General features: G+C 67.4%; 14 protein-coding genes. 3 read left to right on the plus strand and 11 right to left on the minus strand.

The window, feature by feature from the left end:
- Positions 1 to 114: 114 nt before the first annotated feature.
- The 5 genes from MAIT1_RS15245 to MAIT1_RS15265 all read right to left on the minus strand — a co-directional run bounded on the left by MAIT1_RS15245 (position 115) and on the right by MAIT1_RS15265 (position 6,128).
- Positions 115 to 2,121, minus strand: coding sequence for a glycosyltransferase family 2 protein (locus MAIT1_RS15245; RefSeq protein ID WP_158089535.1), 2,007 nt, complete (start codon positions 2,119 to 2,121; stop codon positions 115 to 117).
- An 8-nt stretch (positions 2,122 to 2,129) separates the two neighbouring features.
- A complete protein-coding gene (locus MAIT1_RS15250) occupies positions 2,130 to 2,957 on the minus strand; it encodes a hypothetical protein (RefSeq protein WP_085444417.1) in 828 nt (275 codons plus the stop codon).
- 76 nt (positions 2,958 to 3,033) lie between these two features.
- Positions 3,034 to 4,116, minus strand: coding sequence for an autotransporter outer membrane beta-barrel domain-containing protein (locus MAIT1_RS15255; RefSeq protein WP_085444418.1), 1,083 nt, complete (start codon positions 4,114 to 4,116; stop codon positions 3,034 to 3,036).
- A gap of 156 nt (positions 4,117 to 4,272) precedes the next feature.
- Positions 4,273 to 5,109: a glycosyltransferase family A protein gene (locus tag MAIT1_RS15260; protein ID WP_085444419.1), complete on the minus strand. Its 837-nt coding sequence runs from the start codon at positions 5,107 to 5,109 to the stop codon at positions 4,273 to 4,275.
- Entirely contained in the window at positions 5,106 to 6,128 is a 1,023-nt protein-coding gene (locus tag MAIT1_RS15265) for a glycosyltransferase (protein ID WP_085444420.1), read from the minus strand. Before MAIT1_RS15265 ends, MAIT1_RS15260 begins: the two co-directional genes overlap by 4 nt.
- Positions 6,129 to 6,288: 160 nt before the next feature.
- On the opposite strand from MAIT1_RS15265, the gene MAIT1_RS15270 reads away from it, so the two are divergent.
- Complete coding sequence (locus tag MAIT1_RS15270) at positions 6,289 to 8,220, plus strand: hypothetical protein (RefSeq protein WP_085444421.1); 1,932 nt, start codon at positions 6,289 to 6,291, stop codon at positions 8,218 to 8,220.
- A 2-nt stretch (positions 8,221 to 8,222) separates the two neighbouring features.
- Entirely contained in the window at positions 8,223 to 9,374 is a 1,152-nt protein-coding gene (locus MAIT1_RS15275; protein WP_085444422.1) for a glycosyltransferase, read from the plus strand.
- On the opposite strand, the gene MAIT1_RS15280 is transcribed toward MAIT1_RS15275, so the two are convergent.
- The 5 genes from MAIT1_RS15280 to MAIT1_RS15300 are packed head-to-tail and all read right to left on the minus strand — an operon-like array spanning position 9,360 to position 16,574.
- Positions 9,360 to 11,270, minus strand: a complete 1,911-nt coding sequence (locus MAIT1_RS15280; RefSeq protein ID WP_085444423.1) for a hypothetical protein — start codon at positions 11,268 to 11,270, stop codon at positions 9,360 to 9,362. The two genes, MAIT1_RS15275 and MAIT1_RS15280, sit on opposite strands and share 15 nt — an antisense overlap.
- On the minus strand, positions 11,267 to 12,691 hold the full coding sequence (locus tag MAIT1_RS15285) for a B12-binding domain-containing radical SAM protein (RefSeq protein WP_143814872.1): 1,425 nt from the start codon (positions 12,689 to 12,691) through the stop codon (positions 11,267 to 11,269). Before MAIT1_RS15285 ends, MAIT1_RS15280 begins: the two co-directional genes overlap by 4 nt.
- Positions 12,692 to 12,727: 36 nt before the next feature.
- On the minus strand, positions 12,728 to 14,191 hold the full coding sequence (locus MAIT1_RS15290) for a B12-binding domain-containing radical SAM protein (RefSeq protein WP_085444425.1): 1,464 nt from the start codon (positions 14,189 to 14,191) through the stop codon (positions 12,728 to 12,730).
- Positions 14,188 to 15,111 (minus strand): glycosyltransferase family 2 protein, encoded by a 924-nt coding sequence (locus MAIT1_RS15295; RefSeq protein ID WP_085444426.1) that lies wholly within the window; start codon positions 15,109 to 15,111, stop codon positions 14,188 to 14,190. The genes MAIT1_RS15290 and MAIT1_RS15295 overlap by 4 nt, the downstream gene beginning before the upstream one ends.
- Positions 15,108 to 16,574, minus strand: coding sequence for a B12-binding domain-containing radical SAM protein (locus MAIT1_RS15300; RefSeq protein WP_158089536.1), 1,467 nt, complete (start codon positions 16,572 to 16,574; stop codon positions 15,108 to 15,110). The genes MAIT1_RS15295 and MAIT1_RS15300 overlap by 4 nt, the downstream gene beginning before the upstream one ends.
- A 204-nt stretch (positions 16,575 to 16,778) precedes the next feature.
- Here MAIT1_RS15300 and asnB point away from each other — a divergent pair, with 204 nt between their 5' ends.
- Entirely contained in the window at positions 16,779 to 18,671 is a 1,893-nt protein-coding gene (asnB, locus tag MAIT1_RS15305; protein WP_158089537.1) for an asparagine synthase (glutamine-hydrolyzing), read from the plus strand.
- 60 nt (positions 18,672 to 18,731) lie between these two features.
- Here the strand turns inward: asnB and MAIT1_RS15310 are convergent, their stop codons facing one another.
- On the minus strand, positions 18,732 to 20,267 hold the full coding sequence (locus tag MAIT1_RS15310) for a B12-binding domain-containing radical SAM protein (protein WP_085444428.1): 1,536 nt from the start codon (positions 20,265 to 20,267) through the stop codon (positions 18,732 to 18,734).
- Between the last annotated feature and the right edge of the window lie 57 nt (positions 20,268 to 20,324).

A 20,324-nucleotide genomic window follows, 5' to 3' on the forward strand; every position in this document is an offset into this window, starting at 1 on the left:
TTTGGGGCTGTTCAGCGGGGAGCGAGGAGTGTCGCTGAAGCGCGGCGCGGCGCGTCCGCCGAGCTTGGCGCAAGACGCCTCCAGCCGCCCGCCGCCCGCGGACGCAAGGGGGGCTCACGGCTGTGGACTCCGTGGCGGATGGGGCCAGATCGGCGCAGTCTGCACAAGCGCTGCAGCGGGCGGCGCGGCGCGCTCCGGCTCCGGGGTGGGGGTGAGATGATCCCTGCTCAGCAACGGGCTGAAGAAGAGGTCGGGCGGATTGCGGCGCAAGCGCGCGCCATGTTTGTGCAGAAAATGGCGCGTGTCCTGGGGGTGGGGGTCGCCCAACGATTTGCCCCGGGTGGCCGATTCGTGGTGGGTCATCACAGTGTGGCCGTCATACACGATGGCGTACCCGGCGTCGCCCACGCGCAGGCAGAGGTCGACGTCGTTATAGCCCACCGCCAGTTGCTCATCGAAGCCGCCCACTTCCTCGAACACGCGGCGACGCATTAGCAGGCACGCGCCGGTTAGCGCGCTGACCTGGGCGCAGTGGGTGAGGTGGCCGTCGCGGCCGGGATTGCGCGCGCCGTCGGGCCCTCTGACTGGCTGAAACTTGCCCACATGGTCGCAGTGACGCCACAGCCCCAGAACCAGCCCCGCATGCTGCGCGCGGCCATCGGGATACTGCAACAGCGGACCCACCGCGCCGACGTCGGCGCGGGCGGCCAGCCCGGTCAGGCGCGTCAACCAGTCGCCGTTCAGCGCCTCCACGTCATCGTTCAAGAACAGCAGAAAGTCGCACGCGGGATCGGCCAGTTCAGCGGCCAGATTGTTGAAACGGGCGAAGTTGAACGGCCCCGTCACGCGTTGCACGCTGTGGTGGGCGGCCAGCTCGGCCAGATAGGCGCGGGTTGCGGGGGCGCGGCTGGCGTGGTCGAGAATGATGAGGCGATAGCGCGCGGGGTCGCAGCTGCGGGCGATGCTCTCCACGCAGCGGCGCAGATGCGCGACATTGTCGCGGGTGGGGATGATGATGGCGACGCGGGCCTCTTGCGGCGCGGGCCAGCGCCAGACGATGCCGGGCGGCGCGCTCTGGCGGTCGGGCTCCGGCGCGGCCTGGGGCCAGCGCGTCGCCAGCAGCGCGCGCAAACTCTGTAACTCCGCCGCGCTGGGCGGCGGCGCGGGCGGGGCGAGGCACAGCAGCGCGCTCACATGGGCGATGCGCTGACACAGCGGCAGCAGACGCAGCAGCGCCGCCAGGGTCAGCGGCGTTTCGGCGTCGGCGACGGTTGTGGCGACCACACCGGCGCGAGCGGCGATATCGCGCCGCACCGCGACCACGCCGCCCAACTCCGGCGCGCTGAGAAAACGCTCCAGGCAGAAGCGCCCGCGCAGCGCCAGTTGGCCGGATTTCGGTCCGCTGCGCACAAACAGATCGCCGCAGATCAGCTCCGCCCCTGACTCCCGCGCTCCGTGCGCCAACTGCGCGCGGGCGTCGGGCGTCAGTTCAGCCCCGGCGCGGCGCAGAATGAGGTAGTCGGCCAGGGCGGCGTCGGCGGCGGGCGTGGGCGTCGGGTCGATCGCGGCCAGATAGCGCTGCAGCCACCAGAAATCGGGGATGGCGTCGTCCGCCGCCGTCCGCCCCAGGGGTTTGGTCAAGCGGCGGGTGAGTCCGGCGGCGCCCTCATGGTGCAGGATGCGCCACGCCGCCGGCAGCGCGCCGCGCGCATTGATTCCCTGCGCCGCCACCGAGCGCAGCATGCGCCAGACGCTGCGCCGCGCCAACGGAGCGAGGGCCGCGCACAGTCGTCGCGCCAGGCGCTGCGGCGCAGGCAGGGGCTGTATGATGATCTGTGCGGCATGGGCCAGCGGCAGGCGCCAGGGAGTGAGCTGCAGGGTGATCTGGTGGGCGTCGGCGGGCAGATGGATCGCCGCCTGCGCCGGTGAGCGATCCACAAACGGCAGGCGGCGCGTCTGCGCCCGGGCGTGTGCGTCGCGCCACTGCAGGGTGGGCCAGAATGGATGCGCGACGCTGGCCCCGATGAGGGTCACGCGCCGCCACCCGGACCCGTCGGGCAGAGGGTGGCGGGCGTGGGGCGCGGCGGCGTCCACGCACAGGCGCAGCGTGGGGGGCGCCAACGGACGTCTCATCGGGCGGCGGCGGCGGATTGGGTCTGCTCGCCCAGCAGACGCGGCCACTGCTCGGCCCAGCAGCAGTGGTGGTCGAACGCCGACATGATGCGCAGATGCGCGCGCGGGCTATTGAGCGCGCGCATGTAGCGGCGCGCCACATAGGGCGGTACGACGTCATCGCGCGCGCCGACCCAGTGCCACTGGGGAATGCTGCGCAGGCGGTCGACGAAGTCCACCGGATTGAGGGAGCCGCGCAGCGGGGCCAGATGCTCGCCCTCGCTCCAGGTCTGATGGTCCAGATTGCCCGCAATGGTGGTCACCCGGGTGACGTCGTCGCGGCGCGCCGCCAGCAGCAGCGCCACGGCCGCGCCGCCGGAGTAGCCATACAGATGCAGGGATTGCACCTCGGGATAGGCGGCTTTGAGCTGGTCCAGCGCCTGGTTCATGGCCGCCACCGCCGCTTCGCCGAAGCGGTGCGAGGTCCACAGACGGGGGTGACACTGGCGCTGCATCTGCGTCGGGGTGAGATAGTGACAGGGACGCGCCAGCCACGCCACGGGGCCCTGGTTGACGGGGTGTTGCAGCGCCAGCCGCAGCGCTGTGGGGTCGCTGGGGGTGGGGTCGGGCGAGATTTCGCGCGGTCCCAGAAAGGCCATTCCGTCGCCCTCCAGATAGAGGGAGAGCACAGCGCCCTCTGAATGTGCGGCGGGGGGGCTCAAGGCGGCGCGCAGGCTAAACGACCCGGCGGCGATGGGGCGCAGACTCCAGGCCTGGGCGCGGGTTAGCACATCGGGCTTGCGATGGCGCGGGGTGAGGGCGTCGCTGGCGCAGGCGCTCAACATCACGCTCAAAACGACCAAGGCTGCCGTTTGCGCGGCAGCCTTGGCGATTTCGATGCGATGATTCAGCGCGCGGCGATCAGAAGTTGATGCGCACCGTGCCGCTGAGTTTGTGGCTGGTGAGGTTCTCACGGAACTCCGAGGTCTCGCCCTGCAGGGTGATGATGCTGTCGTCGCCGATGTGGCACATCAGACCCGCGCCGAAGGTGACGCCGAAGCGATCAGCGGAGGCGCGGTCGCCGGCGGTGTTGATGACGTTGCCGCCGTTGTGCACGTGGTCATACTCCAGACGCGCGCTGCCGTACGGGGCGATGGAGCCGAACTCCGTCGGGTAGGTGTAGCTGCCTTTGATCGCGCCGCGGATCTGACCCAGGCGGATGTTCACTTGGTCGACCTGCGAGCCGCTGGAGTCGGTATAGGAGTCCTGGGTCTCCTGCACCCGCAGATAGCCCAGCGTGGCGCCGACATAGTAGCCGTCGCGATTGAGCCAGTCGTGGTGATAGTTGATGGCGCCAAACAGACGCAGGGCGTCGGTGCTGCCGGTGATCAGACCGCTGGAGCGGCTGAAATCGTAGTCCAACGTCTCGATGCCCATCATCATGTCGATGCGGTCGGAGTCGTTGATGATGTAGCCCATATAGGGCGACAGCGCATAGCCGTCGCCGTCAATGCCGCCGGTGTTGAAGGGGGTGGAGATGTTCTGCCCCTCATAACCTGCGGAGACGCCGATCAGCAGATTGCGATTCAACTTGATGTCCATGCCGGTGGTCAGCGTGAACACCGTGCCGTCGAAGTCGGCGGTGGCGCCGACATCGTCTTTTTCGAGCCAGCTATTGGCGACGTCGAGCCAGATGCCATAGCGGGGCTTCATGGCGCTACCCGTCGCGCGTCCAGAGCCGTTGCCGATCACCTGGGAGGTTGTGGAGTTGCCCACCGGCGCAAAACCGGCGGAGGCCGCGCCGCTGAGGGCGGCGGCGATGCGCTGCGCCACCTGTTCCACAGCCTGCTTGGCCGCCTGGTTGACGCTGGCGGCGGAGACCACGGTGTTGGAGGAGGCTTTTTCGCCATAGGTGTAGGCGGCGTTGGCCTGCGGCGCAACACAGTAGACGCTGATAGCCATTAAAGCGCCCAGCGCAAAGCGGTGTAGGGAGATTTTCAACATACTGACCCCAAATAACGTAACTGGATGAGAACTGGTGCGCTCTTTTGAACGAGACTGTCGATACAAACGTCGTCGATCCTATATGAGGGATGAAAAAAACACAAAAAAAATCAGTTTCGCCACCAATTGTCTACGCCGCGTTCAACGGTTTACGCCTCAGCGGCGCAGACGACGCGCCAATATGCGCAACAGATCCCGCGCCGGCGTCAGTTGGACGAACTGTTCGCGCCAAGCGTTCCGTTGCGCGCTCACCTGTTCCATGCGCAAGGTGACCGACAGATGCGCGAGTTTGCTCTCAATGCGCTGGCGGGCCTGTGCATGCTCCGCCTGTCTGCGCCGTCGCCACTGGCCACTGGCGGGGATGTCAAACCGCGAGGTGACCGCGTCCAAGCCCGTCATAGCGCCGGTTTGACTCAACCGCAGCCACAGATCCCAATCCTCCAGCGCATCCAGCTCGGGATCGAATCCGCCGATGGCCTGAAACCGCGACTTGCGCATCAACACCGCCTGAATCGGCAGAAAATTGCCCAACCACAGGCGCACGGGCAGAAACGGGACCTCGCCGACCACCCGCTCCCGCCCCCAGCGGGGAAAGCGCCCGCAGCGGCGCTCAATGGCCTTGGCGTAGACGGCGCTGACCTCGTCTCCCGCTTGCCGCATGCCGTGATGCAGCGTGTGCAGATGGTGGGGAAAACAGACGTCGTCATCGTCCAAAAAACAGACCAACGGCGCGTGGGCGGCGGCCACGCCCAAATTCCCCGCCTGCGAGCGCCCGCCGTGCGGTTGAACGACGCGACGCAGCGCCGGGCGCGCCTCCCCGGCGGCGCGCCATGACGCCAGCACGGTGTCCAACGCGCAGTTTGGCGCTTCGCTGAGGATGATTTCAAAATCGCGAAACGACTGCTGCGCCAAGGAGTCCAAAGCGCGCAACAACAGATCGGGACGCGCGCCGGCGGTGCGCACAATGACGCTGATGGCGGGGGCGCGATTCATGCGGGCTCCCTCTCTCCGGCGACGCCAGCCGACACGCTCTGAGCCAGTTGTCGATACGCCTGCGTCAGATGCGCGCGCCGACGCATCGCCCGCGCCAGGGCGACCCCATCCCGCCAACCCAGCGCCGCCGCGCGCGCGGCGGCGCCGAACTCGCCCCGGCGCAGCAGCCGCTTGCCCAACTGATGCGCTTCGTGGGCGCGCCACTGGCGCAGTTGCGTCTGTTGCGCCGGCGCAACCCCCGCGGCGAGCCTGTGGGCAATCATCAGATGTTCGCGCAGAAAAGCGATAATGCGGGTCTCATCCTCCGCCAGGGTGGCGGATCCGGCGTGGCGTTGGTAGATCATCGCGCCCTCGCACAGGCTGTGCGGTCGAATCCCGGCCGCCAGCATGCGCAGCAGAAAATCGCGATCCGCAGCGATGACATAGGCGACGTTGAACAGGCCGATCCGGTCAAACAGGGCGCGGCGAAAAAAGTAGGCGTTGAAAGCGGGCGCGCCATACAGATACTCCTCCCACGCCGCGTTGGCGTCATGGCCCATGTCGATACGCGTCAAAATGCGCCCGACGATCCGCTCCGACTCGCGCAACAGACAGGGAACGCGCAGCGCCAGACAGGCGGGATTGTCGTGGAAATGCCGCATGGCCGCCAGCAGAGTGGATGGCGCATAGGCGTCGTCGGAGTTCAAAAAGCCGATGATTTCGCCGCGCGCCTGCGCCACGCCTTTGTTCATGGCGTCATGGGAGTTGATGTCCGGCCCTTCGATGAGGCGCACGGCGCCTGCGCGCGCGCGAACCAGCGCTTGCGAGCCGTCGCTGGAGCCGCCATCCACCACGATATGCTCCACCGGCAGGCCGTGGGCGCAGGCGGCGACGCTGTCCAGCGCCTGCGGCAGCATGGCTGCGCGCTGCAGCGTGGGGGTGATGATGGTGACGCGCGCTTGCCGGGCGCTCGGCGCAGGCCGTTCAGCGGGCGTGAGCTGCGCCGCAACGGGGCGGGCCCAGGCTTGAAAATTGATCATCCCCGCTCACCTGCTGCAGACCGATGTGGAGTGTGGCGACGACTCTAGCAGCAACGTCGCGTGCGTGACCAGTGCGCGCGCTGATTGCCAATAAATTGCATCTTCTGTATTGTGCAGGCTGCCTGATGGACGTTGCGCGCATCCATCTGGGATCATCTCCATGCTTGGGATTGCGGTTTTGGCCAATCACCTGATCTTTGCTCCATCCAATCTGCCCGCTTTTGTGCAGGCGATCCGCACGCATCTGCCGGCGCAGGGCGGCGCGCTGTGGTTCGCCGTCCTGGATGAGGTCGCCATGCGCCTGATGGCGGCCCTGGGTCAGGAGGGGATCGTCCATGAGATCCTGATCGGTGAGCACGCCGCCGGGCCATTGCCGCAAGGCGCGCGCATCGCGCCCAGCGAGCAAGCGGATCTGATCGTGTTGACCCATGAACGGGGCGAGGCCCTGGCCGACGCCCTGATGACGTTCGTGGCGGCGCAGGGGGTGACGATTCTGGCACCGATCACCGAGCGCTACTCGCAGAATCTGCCGCTGTGGCTGATCTCCATCCCCAAGGCGGGCACGCATCTGCTCAAATCCTTGGCGCAAGCCTTTGGCTATCGGCTGGACTACCAGACGCCGGGAATCCCCCAGGGCGGCGCGGCCTACTATCTGGAGCACGCCAACTCGCACACCCGCGCGGCGGACTTTTTCGTCGATTCGGTGCGCCGCGCGCCGTATGGCAATCGGCTGCATCCGTTCCCCATCGCGCCGGGGCTGTTCATCTATCGCAATCCGCTGGATATTCTGGTCTCCGAAGCGCACTACTACGCACAGCCGGGGAAAACCCCGTTCCACGGTTATCTGAGTCAATTGACGTTTGCCCAGCGCATCGACCGTTTGATTGACGATCCGTGGTTGTTGGGCTCCATTCGCCAACGTGTGGGCGGATTTCTGCCTTGGCTCGACTTTCCCAACGTTATTTCGTTCTCCTTTGAGGAGTTGATCGGCGCGGCGGGCGGCGGCGATCAACAGACCCAGCTTGCCCTGATCTGGTCGCTGCAACTCAAGCTTCAGGTTCCCGGTTCGCCAGAGGCGTTCGCCCGACGTGTATTCAATCCCGCTTCGCCAACCTTCCGCCAGGGGCGGCTGGGGGCCTATCGCGCGGAGATGGATGCGCAACAGTTGCAGGGTTTTGAAGCGCTGCCGCAGGACTTCATGACGCAACTGGGGTACGCCAAGGCCGATGAGGGCTATCCCGCTCTGCCCAGCCAGGCGCAGGCGCGGCGTCAACGCCCGCTGCGACTTGCGCCGCCGCCGGAGCATCCGCCGGTGCTGATGGAGGTCGACTACCTGGGCTTTAATCTGGTGTGGCATCAACAGCGCTACTACGCGCTGCCGGTGCAGCTGAGTCTGGATCTGAGCCAACTGCCCGAAGCCGCGTTTGACATCTTGCCGCAGGAGAGCACCCTGGCGCGGCTCAAACAGGCGTTGACGGTGGGGCCGCTCCAGCTCGAGCGCATCGACAATTGGCGCAATACGCACCTGACGGAGGCGTTGGCCAAAACCGACCCGGCGCAACGTCCGGGCAACCCGGCGCGGGATCTGACCGAGCTGGTTGGACGCAGCGCGCCCTATCTGCTGGCCACGCGCAGCGCGCCGGAGCTGGTGGCGTCGTGCGAGGCGTTCAACATCATTCGTTATCGCGGCGGTTATTTGGGCGTGCGCCATGGGGTGGAGATCGACTGGAGCCGCCCGTTTGATGAGATTTTCCACCACACCGCGGCGCAGGATCTGCTGCGCGGGCGCACCCAGGCCTCGGTGACGGCGCAGATTGAACAGCTCAAGAACCACGCCGAACAGCACCGCGAAGCCCACCAGCGCCAGCAGCGGGAGTCGGAGCGGCTGGACCAGCTGGCGCACGCGCTGGCGGAGTTGAGCGCGCACAGCCGCACGCACGAGGCGCAGGCGGGATCCTGGTATGCGGAGTTGCGCGCCGCTCTCGACACCATACAGCAGCATGGCGGCAACGCGGCGCAGCCTGCGCGCAGACGCCGCTCTGCGGCGCGGCGTGGCCGCCGCCTTGTGCGCCTGACGCGGAGAAGTCGCTGACTATGCGCGTGGCGGTGGTGCATGACTGGTTGGCCGAACGCGGCGGAGCCGAACGCGTGTTGGAGCAGATCCTGTTGCTCTATCCACAGGCGACGCTCTACGCGCTGGTCGATTTTCTGCCCGAGAGCGAACGCGATTTCCTCGGCGGACGGCGCGCCATCACCAGTTTCATTCAACATCTGCCGATGGCGCGGCGTCGCTTTCGCGCCTATCTGCCATTGATGCCGCTGGCGGTGGCGCAGTGGGACTTCTCCGCGTTTGATCTGGTGATCTCCAGTAGTCACTGCGTGGTCAAATCGGTGCGCACCGGCCCGCGTCAACTGCATGTGAGCTACGTCCACACCCCCATGCGCTACGCCTGGGATCTGCAAACGCTCTACCTGCAGCGTCTGCGCTGGCCATTGGGACGCGCGCCGTTGCGCGCGCTGCTGATGGCGCTGCGGCGCTGGGATCGACGCACGGCGGATCGGGTGGACTACTACCTGGCCAACTCCGAGTTTGTGGCCGGACGCATTCATCGCAGCTACGGCAAGCGCGCCCATGTGGTGCACCCGCCGGTCTACTGTGACCAGATTCCCCACTCGGCGCAGAGCGAAGGGTTCTATTTGACGCTGTCGCGCTTGGTGCCCTACAAGCGGGTGGATCTGATCACGGCGGCGTTTGCGCGCATGCCGGACAAACGCTTGGTGGTGATCGGCGACGGCCCGGAGTGGGCGCGGGTGGCCCAAGCGGCCAACGGTGCGCCCAATGTTACCCTGTTGGGACGTTTGGATGACGAGCAGGCGCGCGACTATCTGGCGCGCTGCCGCGCGTTTGTGTTCGCCGCCGAGGAGGATTTCGGCATCGTGCCGCTAGAGGCCCAGGCGGCGGGCAAACCGGTAATCGCATACGCCGGCGGCGGTGTGTTGGAGACCTTGCGCCCCGCCTCCAATGGCGCGGAGAACGCCGAGCCGGTGGCGTGGTTTTTCGCCGAACAGAGCGTCGAGGCGATTTGTCAGGCGGTGGCGCAGTTCGAAACCACGCAGCTCTCCGAGAGCAGCGCGCAGCGCTGTCGGGAGAACGCCTCGCGCTTCGCCACTCCGCTGTTTCAAGCGCGCTTTCAGGAGGCGGTGGAGCGGGCGCAGGCGCGCTATGCGCCCTCAATCCGCAAGTAGACGCTTGAGCTGCGCATCCACCGCCATGTAGCGCTCCACCCCCCGCGCCAGACTCTGCCGCAGAGCGGCCAGCGCCTGCTGCCGGGTCTGCGCAAGCGGCGAATCCAGCCCGCGAATCCCCTCAAACCACAGCGTTACCGGATGCTGCGGCGCCCGCGCCGCCATGCGCGCCAGCAGCGGCGTCATCTGCTGTGTGGCGTGTTGGGCGATCAGCCAGTTCAGATGGATCGCCGCCAGATCCAGTCGCGCAGGGGCCAGATCCAGAGTCTCCAGCGTCAGGCGTCGCCAGTGCGCGGCCTCGCCCTCGGTGAGCGCCTCGGCGGGGGACGCCGGACGCAACGCCAGGCGCGCATAGACGTTGATCAGGGCGATGTGCAGCGGCAGGGAGTCGCCCGCGTCCAATTGTCTCAGCCAGGCGCGTTGAGCGGCGCTGGGCGGCGTAGCGGCGTCGGCCAGACGCGCAACCAGCCGGGTCAGGGCGACCGGCGCCGCGCGGGTTGGCGGGGGCGCGGTCAAGCGCGCATCCGGGGCTTCGAGGCGTTGGGCCAGCGCCGCCATGCGCTGGGCGGAATCATACGCGGCGCCGGCGCCCGCCAGCAGCGTCAGGGCCAGCGCCGCCGTGATGACGGATGCGACGGCGGGGCGCGTGAAGAGCCGGGCGTGGCGAGGGGGGGCGCAGTCGGCGCGGGTGAGGGCGATCCCGGCCAGCGCCAGGGCAAAGACGGTTCCAGGCGTTTGGAACCACAGACCATCCAGCGCCGCCACGAACAGGGCGAAGGCGGTTGCGCTCCACAACCGCTGCGGCGCGGCGCACAGCGGAATGAGCAGCAGCGTCAGCGCGCTGAGAACGGCGGCGGGAAGGCCGCCGGCGAACAGCGCCTCCAGCAGACGATGGTGGCTGTGAAACTGGTCGATGGCCACATCGCGCCAATCGGTGTCCACCAGGCGCACCCCGGCGGCGTCCAGGTTGCGCGCCAGATAGTCGGCGAAATGGCCCCAGCCATGCCCGTGCAGCCACGCCCACGGCGCATCCCACAGACTCGCCGTCAATACCCCGTGCAGCACTTGCCGCGAACGCAATGACTCCACCGCCGCCAGCAGTTCGCTGTGGTGAATCGCCCCATACAGGGCCAGCGGCGGCAGCAGCGTGGCGGCGGCGGCCATGCGTCTCCAGCGGCGGTGGACGCCGGGCGACAGCGCGGCGGCGGGGGCTCGGCGCGCCAGCAGCAGCGCGGCGGGGAGCAGCACCAGGCTGAAGCCGATGGCCGCGCCGTTTTGCGCAATCAGCAGCGCAGCGGCGGCGCTGGCCCACAACCCTGCGGCCAACCCCCGCGCGCAGGAGTGACTCGCCGCCAGCGCCGCCAGGGCGGGGACGAAATAGGCCAGGTAATCGTTGTAGCCGTACAGCGCGCCCGCTTCAATGGGCAGACCCAGGTGGCGCAGGTGCGGGTTGTTGCCGATGCTCAACAGCGCTTGCGCGGCGGCGATGACGGCGCACCACAGCAGCAGCCCGCGCCACAGGCGCGGGTGGTCGCGCAGCGCCAGGGCGGCGGCGGCGGCGCCCGCTGCGCACAGGGACCACAGCGCCCCTTCGCCGCTCTGCGGCGGCCCCAGAATCGTGGTGACCGGGAACAGCGCCCACGGCGCGGTGAGCAGACTCCACAGCCCCAGCGCCAACGGCGCCAGCGCCAGCGGATGGGCCAACGGCGCGGGCGCAGGGCGCAACAACAGCCCCAGCCAGCACACGCCGCCAGCGGCGAAAAAGGCGATGATCACCGGTTCGGTGTCGTTCAACACTCCCACCGCAAACAGCGGCAGCGCCGCCAACCCGGCGGCGACGCCCAGGCCCAGACCGACCAGCAGCAACGACGCGGCAATGGCGTGGCGCGCGTTCATGCGGCGCGGCGCGCGCCGAACAGGCGCGCCAACAACCCCAGAAAACCGACCAACAGCGCCTGAATCTCGCCCCATGAGCGGATTTCACGCAGCATGCGCCAGAGGGTCAGGGGATGCAGGTAGTAGCGCAGATGCGCGCGCTGCACCCGCTGCATCAACTGGGAAGCGGAGAGTTCCGGGTTCATGTCGAACGGCAAGGCGCGGGTGGTGACGAAGTCGGCCCAGCCGTCGGCATGGGCGGGGGTGTGGCGCTGGGGGTCAAACAGCGGCGTGCCGGGAAACGGCGTGAGCGGATTGAAGGTGAGCAGGGAGGGGCGCAGCGCCCGGCCAAAGGCGAAGGTGCGCTCAATCTGCGCCACGCTCTCGAAGGGGAATCCCACCACAAACGAGGCAAAGGAGCGCATGCCGTAGCGGCGGCAGCGCGCCACCGCGGCGCGGGCGTCGTCCAGAGTGGCCCCCTTGCCCTTGCCCAGTTGCGCCAGGATCTGCGCATCGCCGGACTCCATGCCGAAGATCACCAAGCGGAAACCGGCTCGGGACATGGTCCGCGCCAGCTCCTCGTCGAAGTGCTCCACGGTCGAAAAACAGCCGAAGGTCATCTGCAGATCGGCCTCGACGATGGCTGCACACAGCGCCAAGAGACGTTTGCGCATCACCGTGATCACATCATCTTCAAAAAACACGTAGCGCACTTCGTAGCGATCGCGCAACTCACGCAGTTCGGCCAGAATGGCGTCAATGGAGCGCACGCGATATTTTTTGCCGTCGGTCAGGTGCGCCGAGCAGAACAGACAGCCGAACGGGCAGCCGCGACTGGAGAGCATGGTGGCGCCGCGCCCGCCGCCGCCGGTGGTGTGGGCGTGGAGGGCAAAGTCGGTAAATTGGGTCAGATGCCGCGCCGGCGGCGGGAAATCGTCCAGCGTGGGGTGAAAACCGCGCGGCGCATTGCGCATCACCGTCCCCGCCGCGTTGCGCCACGCCAACCCAGCGATCTGCGTCGGCTCCGCGTCGGTCTCCGCGTTGAGCCAGCGCGCCAGCTCCCACAAGGTGATTTCGCCTTCGCCCAAAACCAGAAAGTCGATCTCGGCATGGGCCTCCAGCGCCGCCGCGCCGACCCCGCTCACATGCGCCCCGCCCGCCACCACCGGGGTGGCGGGCGCGTGCTGCTTGACCAACCGGGCGATGCGCAGCGCCTGCGGAAACGCGCTGGTCATGCTGGAGATCCCCACGCACAGATAGGCGTGTTGGCGCAGGCGCGCGTTGAGTTCCGCCCAGAACTCCACGCGCGGGCTCTCCACCAGCAGCTCCACGCGGCGGCCCTGCTTTTCCAGATAGGCGGCCAGATAGCCCAGACCCAGCGGAAAGTAGTACGACACCGCCAGCCCGCCGCCGCCGTATGCGGCGCGATAGGGGGCCTCCACCAATAAGATGGGCGGGGGACGGCGGCGGACATCGGCTTAACTCCCGACCAGGCTGCGCAGCAGGCCGACGCCATCCTGCAGGCAGACGCGCCAACCGGCGATTTTCAGATTGTTCCACATCGCGCGCGGTCGCAGATAGAAGCGGAAAAAGCCCTGCTTTTGCAAGCGCGCCAACCGCTTGGGGGTGAGGTCGTTGACCGTCACGCTGGCGGAGCCGAAGCGCCGCAACTGGCCGCCCGCCGCCAGCGGATTGTCGGCGACCTCCGGCGCAATCAGCCGCGCGCCGCCCACGCCGCGTTGGGTCATGCGCGCCACCTCGGTGCCGGGGTAGGGTTGCAGAATGTTGATGTTGACCTGATCCAGGGTCTTGAGCCCAGTGATATAGCGGAAGGTGCGCCGCACCGAGGCGCGGGTCTCGTGGGGCAGGCCGATGATCACCGAACCGCGCGTGACGATGCCCGCCTCCTTGGCCCAGCGCAGTCCCGCTTCGATATGCGCCAGGGTCTCGCCCTTGTTGAGGGTGGCCAGAATCTGCGGGTCGCCGCTCTCGATGCCGAATGATAGCCGCGTCATGCCCGCCCGCCGCATGGCGCGCAGCAGCTCCGGCGTCACCAGATCGCCGCGACTGAGCCCCTCCCAGGTGAATTTCAGCCCGCGCGCGTGGATCCCCTCGCACAATTCAAAGATGCGCTCCGGCTTGAGGGTCAGGCAGTCGTCGTTGAAGGCCACATGGGTCACGCCGCGTCCGTTGACGATCTCCTCCAGCTCCTCCAGCACGTTGGCGGCGGAGCGAAAGCGGGTCAAGCGGCCCTCGGGCAGGGCGTCGATGGCGCAGTAGACGCAGCCGTAGGGGCAGCCGCGCGAAGTCATGCTGGAGGCGGTGACCACATAGCCCTGACGCGGAATCGCGCGGATGTAGAGGGCGTCCTTGAGCAGGCGGCGCGCCGGGTGCGGATAGGCGTCCAGGTCGCGCGTCGCCTGGCCGGGCGGATTGGCCGTCACCGCGCCATCGGCGTTGCGGAAGATCAGGCCGGGGATCGCCGCCAGACGCGCGCTCAGGGAGGCGTCGGGAGCGGTCAGGGCGTCGGCCAGGGCGGTGATCAGCGGTTCGCCATCGCCGCGCGCGGCGTAATCGAACAGCGCCTCCTCGGCCAGGATCTGCGCGCCGAACAGATTGGCGTGCACGCCGCCGATGATGGCGGGGACCTGCGGCAGCGTCTGTTTGAGGCGCCGCGCGGCGGCCACCGCCTGGGCGTAATCCACCGAGGTGGCGGTGTAGCCGATCAGCTGCGGCGCAAACGCCTGCGCGCGCGCGGCCAACTGCGCCAGGGTGAGGGCTTCGGCCTCGGCGTCGATGAGGTCGACGTGATGGCCGGCCTGCTCCAACGCCGCCGCCAGATAGGCCAACGACAGCGGCGGATTGAGAAAGCCGCGCTTGTAGAGATGCCGGAAGGAGCCATAAATCTCGGCGAATCCGGGCTGAATCAGCAGCACCCTCATGGATCCGGCTCGGTCTCGGCGCGGATGCGGCGCGCCAGGGTGTGACGGCGCTCCAGCTGCTCCAGGCGGATATTGGCGATCTGGTCGGCGATGAGGCCGAACAGGAACACCAGCACGCCGGTGAGAATGATCAGCAGACTGCCCACCGACAACCCTACCTGGGGGTTGAGCATCAGCCGGTTGGCGCCGTAGATCACGCCGATGGCCAGCAGCAGCGCGCCCACCAGGGAGAAGAAGCGGATCGGCTTGAACAGGGTCACCATGCGCAGAATGGTTCCGGTGGCGCGCGCGCCATCGCGCAGGGGGCGCACCTGGCTGCGGCCCAGACGCGGGCGCACCTGGATCGGCGTGTGCGCCACGCTGTAGCCGCGGGTGAAGAAGATCAGCGTGCTGGTGGTGCTGGCGGAGAAGCCGTCGGGCAGCAGCGGCACATACTGCAGCAGCAGCTCCCGATCCACCAGCCGCAAGCCGGAGTTCAGGTCGGGGAACAGCCGCCCCATGCAGATCGCCGCCAGGGCGATCAGCGCCAGTTTGCCCGGCGTGCGCCAGGAGACCCCCAGCCCGCCCCAGGCGCGCGCGCCGATCACCATATCCATGTTGGGCGCGGCCTCCAGCAGACGCGCCACATCGGCCGCCTGATGCTGGCCATCGGCGTCGAACAGACAGATGTAGGGGGTGGCGGCGAGGCTCAGCGCGGTTTTGATCGACGCGCCGTAACCAAAACGACGATGATGACGCGCCACGCGCACCCCCGCATAGCGCTGCGCGCGCGCGGCGGTGTCATCCTCGGAGCCGTCATCCACCACCAACAGCGCCAAGCGGGGGCCGTAACGGGTGGTCAACTCCTGCAACACCTGGTCGATGGCCAGCGCCTCGTTGTGGGCGGGGATCACCACCGTGCACTGCTCCAGCGGGATCATGACGACGACTCTGACGCCAGCGCGTCGCGGCGCCGGGATTTGGCTGCGCGCGAGTTGAGCCAACTCATCTCACTGAGGCCGTAGCGCCACAACAGTTTGAGCGCCTGCCGCGCGCCGACCTTGTTCAAGTCGAAACCGAAGTAGTAGTTGACCAGAAAGATCAGATCGAACAGCACCGGGATGGGGAAACGGGTCAGCCACAACAGCGGCCGTTGCATGGCCGGATAGCGCACCATCACGTTGTAGACCTTCTTCAGATTGGTCAATTGCAGCCGTTCGGGCAGGTCCAGCGACATCTCGCGGTGGAACGATTTGCCAAAGCCCACGCCGTCCAGCAGCGCATCGCGCACCGCCGGTTGCGTCGAGATCGCGGCGCCGGGCAGATAGCTGATAAACGCGGTGGAGACGAACCCGGCCCCCAACCGCCGGTAGAACGCCAGATCCCGCACCCGCGCGGCCACGGTTTCGCCGGGCAGACCGAACAGCGCGGTGGCGCAGAAGGTGACGTTATAGCGCCGCAACCATTCGGCCGCCTGCACAATGTGGGCGTTGCTCACCTGTTTGTTGAGCACGCTGCGGCGCTCCTCTTCGTCGGCGCACTCCACGGCGAAAATCAGATACGCCTTGCCCGCCTCGCCCAACAGGCGCACGTCGGCCTCCTGGATGGGCCCAAAGCGGAACGCCGCCGCATAGGGGAGGTTGACCCGCGCTTTGTAGAGTTGCAGAAACTCCCGCAGCCAGGCGTTGCTGTTCCACAGATTTTCGTCGTGCAGGCGCACCTCGCGCGGCTGGTGACGCGCCACCGCGTGTTCGATTTCGGCGATGGCGCGCTGGGGCGACATTTTGCGCACGTAGCGCGGCCCAAACAGATCCAGATCCACCGCATTGGCGCAAAAGGCGCAGCGGAACGGACAGCCGCGCCCCAGTTTGAACACCAGCGAGCGGCGTTCGCGGAAATAGGGCAGTTCGGCGTACAGCTCCTGATCCAGATAGGGCAGTTGGTCCAGCTCGATCAACTCGGCGGCGGCGGGGTTGACGATGACCTGACCGTTGCGTTTGACGCTCAAGCCGGGCAGATGGTCATAGGCGTCGCCGCGGCTCAGGCAGTCGGCCAGGTCGCGCAACACATACTCGCCTTCGCCGATGCACTGGATGTCGATCTGCGGGTGGCGGATGAACTCGGGATCGATGTGCGCATGCACGCCGCCGACGATGATGGGACCGTCAAACCAGCGTTTGATCCGCCCCGCCTGCTCCAGCGCCCACGCCACCGAGGCGGTCATCAGGGAGAAGCCGATCAGGTCCGGTTCGAAACCGCGCAGCTGCTCCTGCATACGCTCCGATTGGCCGCCGCTGTCGACGAATACGGCGACCTCGTGGCCAGCCTGCTTGAGCACCGCCGACAGCGACATATAGCTGATGAATTCGGACAAAACGTCCTGGCAGAAGGCGATCCGCGCCACGGCCATCCGCTCCTGAAACGACGGCGAAACCGCCTGTTGCGATAAGAAAGAGTGTGTACGCCGACCCGACGGAAAAACAGTGGGAGAGGCGCGCAATCGGGAACCGCATTGCGCGCACACGGGGCGGTCCTTATGGTAGCATAGCCGCGCGCCGCGCCAACACCGCTTTTGCGCGCGGCTCCCCTCACCTGGGAGACTCCCGCCGTGTGCGGCATCGCCGGATATCTGCAATTCCAACACCGACCCATCGACAACGCGCGCGTTGTCGAGGCCATGGTCGACGCCATCGCCCATCGCGGTCCCGACGGACGCGGCTGTGCGCTGCGGGGGCCCATGGCCCTGGGCCATGCGCGTCTGGCGATTCAGGACCCAACTGCGGCGGGGGCACAGCCCATGGGCGACGCCGGGCAGGGGCTGTGGCTGGTGTGCAACGGCGAAATCTATAACAGCCCGGCGCTGCGGCGGGAGCTGGAAGCGCTGGGGCGGCGTTTCGTCTCGCGCTCCGACAATGAGGTGATTCTGCACGCTTACGCCCAATGGGGCCGCGCCTGTTTGCCGCGACTGACCGGCATGTTCGCCTTCGCCCTGTGGGACGAAACGCGCCAGCGGCTGTGGCTGGCGCGCGACCGCATGGGGATGAAACCGCTATTCCTCTATCAAGGCGACGGCGTGCTGGCGTTTGGCTCGGAGATCAAAGCGCTGTTGGCCCATCCCGAGGTCCCGCGCGCGCTGGATCAGACCAGTCTGGGCCACTTTCTGGGTTTGAATTACGTCATCGCCCCACGCACGCTGTTCGCCGATATCCGGCAACTGCCGCCGGGCCATGAGATGAGCGTGGCCGCCGATGGCCGCGTCGCCACGCGCGCCTATTGGGATCTTGCGTTCGCGTCGCGCCCCCGGTTGCGGCCCGCACAGTGGCGCGCGCGCTGGCAGGAGACCCTGGCCGAGGTGATGGCGGACCATCAACTGGCCGACAAACCAGTGGGGCTGTTGTTAAGCGGCGGCCTGGACTCCAGCGCGGTGGCCTGGTGGATGGCGCAAACCCGCGCTGACCCCATTCAGAGCTACCATTTTCGTCCCATGCAGTCCGGTTTTGACGAATCGCGCCACGCCCGTCTGGTGGCGCGGGATCTGGGCCTGGCGCTGCGCGAAGTCCAGTTGGCGCAGCCGTTGACCACGCTGCTGCCGCGCTTGGCCCACCACGCCGAAGAGCCCACCGCCGACGGCTCCATGGTGGGCGTCTACGCCCTGGCCCAGCGCGCCAAACGCGATGTGGACGTGGTGTTGTGCGGCGATGGCGCCGATGAACTGTTGGCCGGCTACCCCACCTATGTGGCCGCCCGGCTGCTGCCGCTGTATGCGCGCCTGCCGCACAGCGCGCGGCGGCGGCTGGCAAAGTGGGCGGCGCAGCCCGGCCCTCCCGCAGCGGGCAAACTGCCGTGGCGCGAAAAGCTGGCCCGCTTCGCCTATGCGGCGGCCATGCCGCCCGAACGCGCCCATGCTCACTGGCGCATCATCTGCAATCGCGAACTGCGCCAAACGCTGTTGGCGGCCGACGCCCGGGAGGCGCGCCGCGTCAGCGTTGGCGACGCCTACGCGGCCTGCTTCGCCCAGTGCGACGACGCCCATCCGCTCAACCGCCAGCTCTACGTGGATCAGCGCCTCTATCTGGCCAACGACATGCTGGTCAAACTGGATCGCATGAGCATGGCCCACGGCCTGGAGGCGCGGGTTCCGTTTGTCGACCACCGGCTGGCGGAGCTGGCCGCGCACACCCCGCCCGCGCTCAAGCTCAGTCCTGCGCTACAGGGCAAAACGATTCTGCGGCAGGTGATGCGCGGACGCTTGCCAAAACCGATTCTCACGCGCCCCAAAGAGGGCTTCGGCATGCCGTTGGGGACGTGGTTGCGGGAGGATCTGCGCGAGATGACCGGCGATCTGCTCGCCCCGTCCCGACTGCGCGCCATGGCGGTGTGGGACGAGCAGGCGGTGACGGCGCTGCTCAACGCCCATCTGCGCGGCGAAATTGACGCGGCATATCCGCTCTGGAGCCTGCTGTTTTTCGCCCTCTGGCATCAACAGTGGATGACCGCTTAGAGCGCTTGGCCAATGGCGAGCTGCGTGTGGGCTCGCAGGGCGCCATTTTGCAAGGCGCTCTCAGGTCGCTTTCTGATTCCTGCGCGCCGCCAGCGCGAACAGCGGTTGCGCCCATTTGAACAGACCGCCGAGTTTGCGCGCGGCAAAGCGGCGCAAGTGGTGGCGGCCGCGCAGATCGTTGGCGCTGATCAGCGCCAGGATCACGCGCGGAATGATCAGGTTGACGTAGGGGCCGGGGAGATAGATGCGCTTGTACAGACCGCTGCGCACCAGATAGCGCACCAACGGTTTGGGCAGCAGCATCATCCAGTTGAGCAGAAACGCGGTGGCGCGGGTATCGCGCGAGGCGGTCTGGTAGAGGGCGTAGAAGTTGGCGCGGCTGGTTCCCTCCTCCACCGCCTCGATCTCGTCGGGATCAATGGCGTCATGCGCCAGGGCGTGCTGGATGATGGGCGCTTTGGGCAGATAGTTGAGCTGGAACACCTGAATCCGCGAGGGCCGCGTTTCGTTATAGAACAGCAGCGCCTTTTCGCTGTTGGCCTGGGTGTCGCCGGGGATGTCCAGAATGTGGTCCACCTGATTCATCAGGCCAACCTCGTTGAGCGCATTGATGCAGTCGCGCACGCGGTCGGGGTCGATGGGGCGGTTGAGCACGTTGCGGCAGATCTCCTCGGAGAGGGACTGCACGCCGATGGCGATATAGATGCAGCCGGCGTCCTTGAGCGCACGCGCCTTGGGCGGGTCCATGGAGGCCGGGTAGGTGGAGCAGCAGAACGGCAGCCCCACGCGCGCCTTGTACAGCGGCAGGAAACGCTCCAGCCACGGGCGGCTGGCGGTGAAGATGTCGTCGTGGAAGGTCACCGCCTCCGCGCCATAACGACGCACCGCGCGCTCCAGCTCGGCGATGACGTCCTCCGGTTCGCGCCGCAGAATGCGCGGCTCGCCCGGGGTGATGGGGATGGAGCCAGCGTAGCAGTAGGTGCAGGTGTAGGCGCAGCCGCGGCTGGCCATGATCTGATACTCCTGCGCAAACAGCGGCGCGGCGGCGTAGATCTCCTCCTTGTCGGGGTCGGGCAGGGCGTTCAGGTCACGGATCTTGGGGGCCATGTCGAAGGCGCCGACCACGCCGCCGTCGGCGCGTTTGAAGGTCGCCCCGGCCGGCGCGGCGGCGGGCCAGAAATCCGCCGTGTCGCCGCAGCCATCGAGCAGCAGCGCCAGCACCTCTTCGCCTTCGCCGCGCACCACGCAATCCACCTCGGGTTTGCGCAACACGCGCTCGGCGGTGAGGGTCACGTGGATGCCGCCAAACAGGGTTTTCACCCCGGGCAGGCGCGCCTTGATCGCGCGGGCGATGGCCAACTGGCTCTGATAGTTGGCGGTGATGCAGGAGAATCCCACCACCTGGGGGCGGGTGCGCGCGATGCGCTCAACGATGGCGTCCACGTTCTCGGCGTGGTTGGAGAACTGGAACTGGTCCATCTGCTGATAGTGCACATAGGCTGCGGCATGGCCCGCGCGTTTGGCGCTGGCGATGAGATAGGCCGTGCCCAAATGTTCAAAATCGTTGTAGACGAAGGTGATGCGGAGACTCGACATGGGCGTATCTTGGGCTGGCGGCTGGGGCGGGCGTGGGCAGCGGGGAACGATCTGGCG

The sequence above is a fragment of the Magnetofaba australis IT-1 genome (genome assembly GCF_002109495.1).
Taxonomy (GTDB): Bacteria; Pseudomonadota; Magnetococcia; order Magnetococcales; family Magnetococcaceae; genus Magnetofaba; species Magnetofaba australis.

Coding starts and splice junctions, on each gene's coding strand:
- MAIT1_RS15250 (WP_085444417.1), bottom strand. CDS start 2,957: ATGTTGAGCGCCTGCGCCAGCGACGCCCTCACCCCGCGCCATCGCAAG.
- MAIT1_RS15310 (WP_085444428.1), bottom strand. CDS start 20,267: ATGTCGAGTCTCCGCATCACCTTCGTCTACAACGATTTTGAACATTTG.
- MAIT1_RS15270 (WP_085444421.1), top strand. CDS start 6,289: ATGCTTGGGATTGCGGTTTTGGCCAATCACCTGATCTTTGCTCCATCC.
- MAIT1_RS15290 (WP_085444425.1), bottom strand. CDS start 14,191: ATGAGGGTGCTGCTGATTCAGCCCGGATTCGCCGAGATTTATGGCTCC.
- MAIT1_RS15275 (WP_085444422.1), top strand. CDS start 8,223: ATGCGCGTGGCGGTGGTGCATGACTGGTTGGCCGAACGCGGCGGAGCC.
- MAIT1_RS15255 (WP_085444418.1), bottom strand. CDS start 4,116: ATGTTGAAAATCTCCCTACACCGCTTTGCGCTGGGCGCTTTAATGGCT.
- MAIT1_RS15260 (WP_085444419.1), bottom strand. CDS start 5,109: ATGAATCGCGCCCCCGCCATCAGCGTCATTGTGCGCACCGCCGGCGCG.
- MAIT1_RS15295 (WP_085444426.1), bottom strand. CDS start 15,111: ATGATCCCGCTGGAGCAGTGCACGGTGGTGATCCCCGCCCACAACGAG.
- MAIT1_RS15280 (WP_085444423.1), bottom strand. CDS start 11,270: ATGAACGCGCGCCACGCCATTGCCGCGTCGTTGCTGCTGGTCGGTCTG.
- MAIT1_RS15265 (WP_085444420.1), bottom strand. CDS start 6,128: ATGATCAATTTTCAAGCCTGGGCCCGCCCCGTTGCGGCGCAGCTCACG.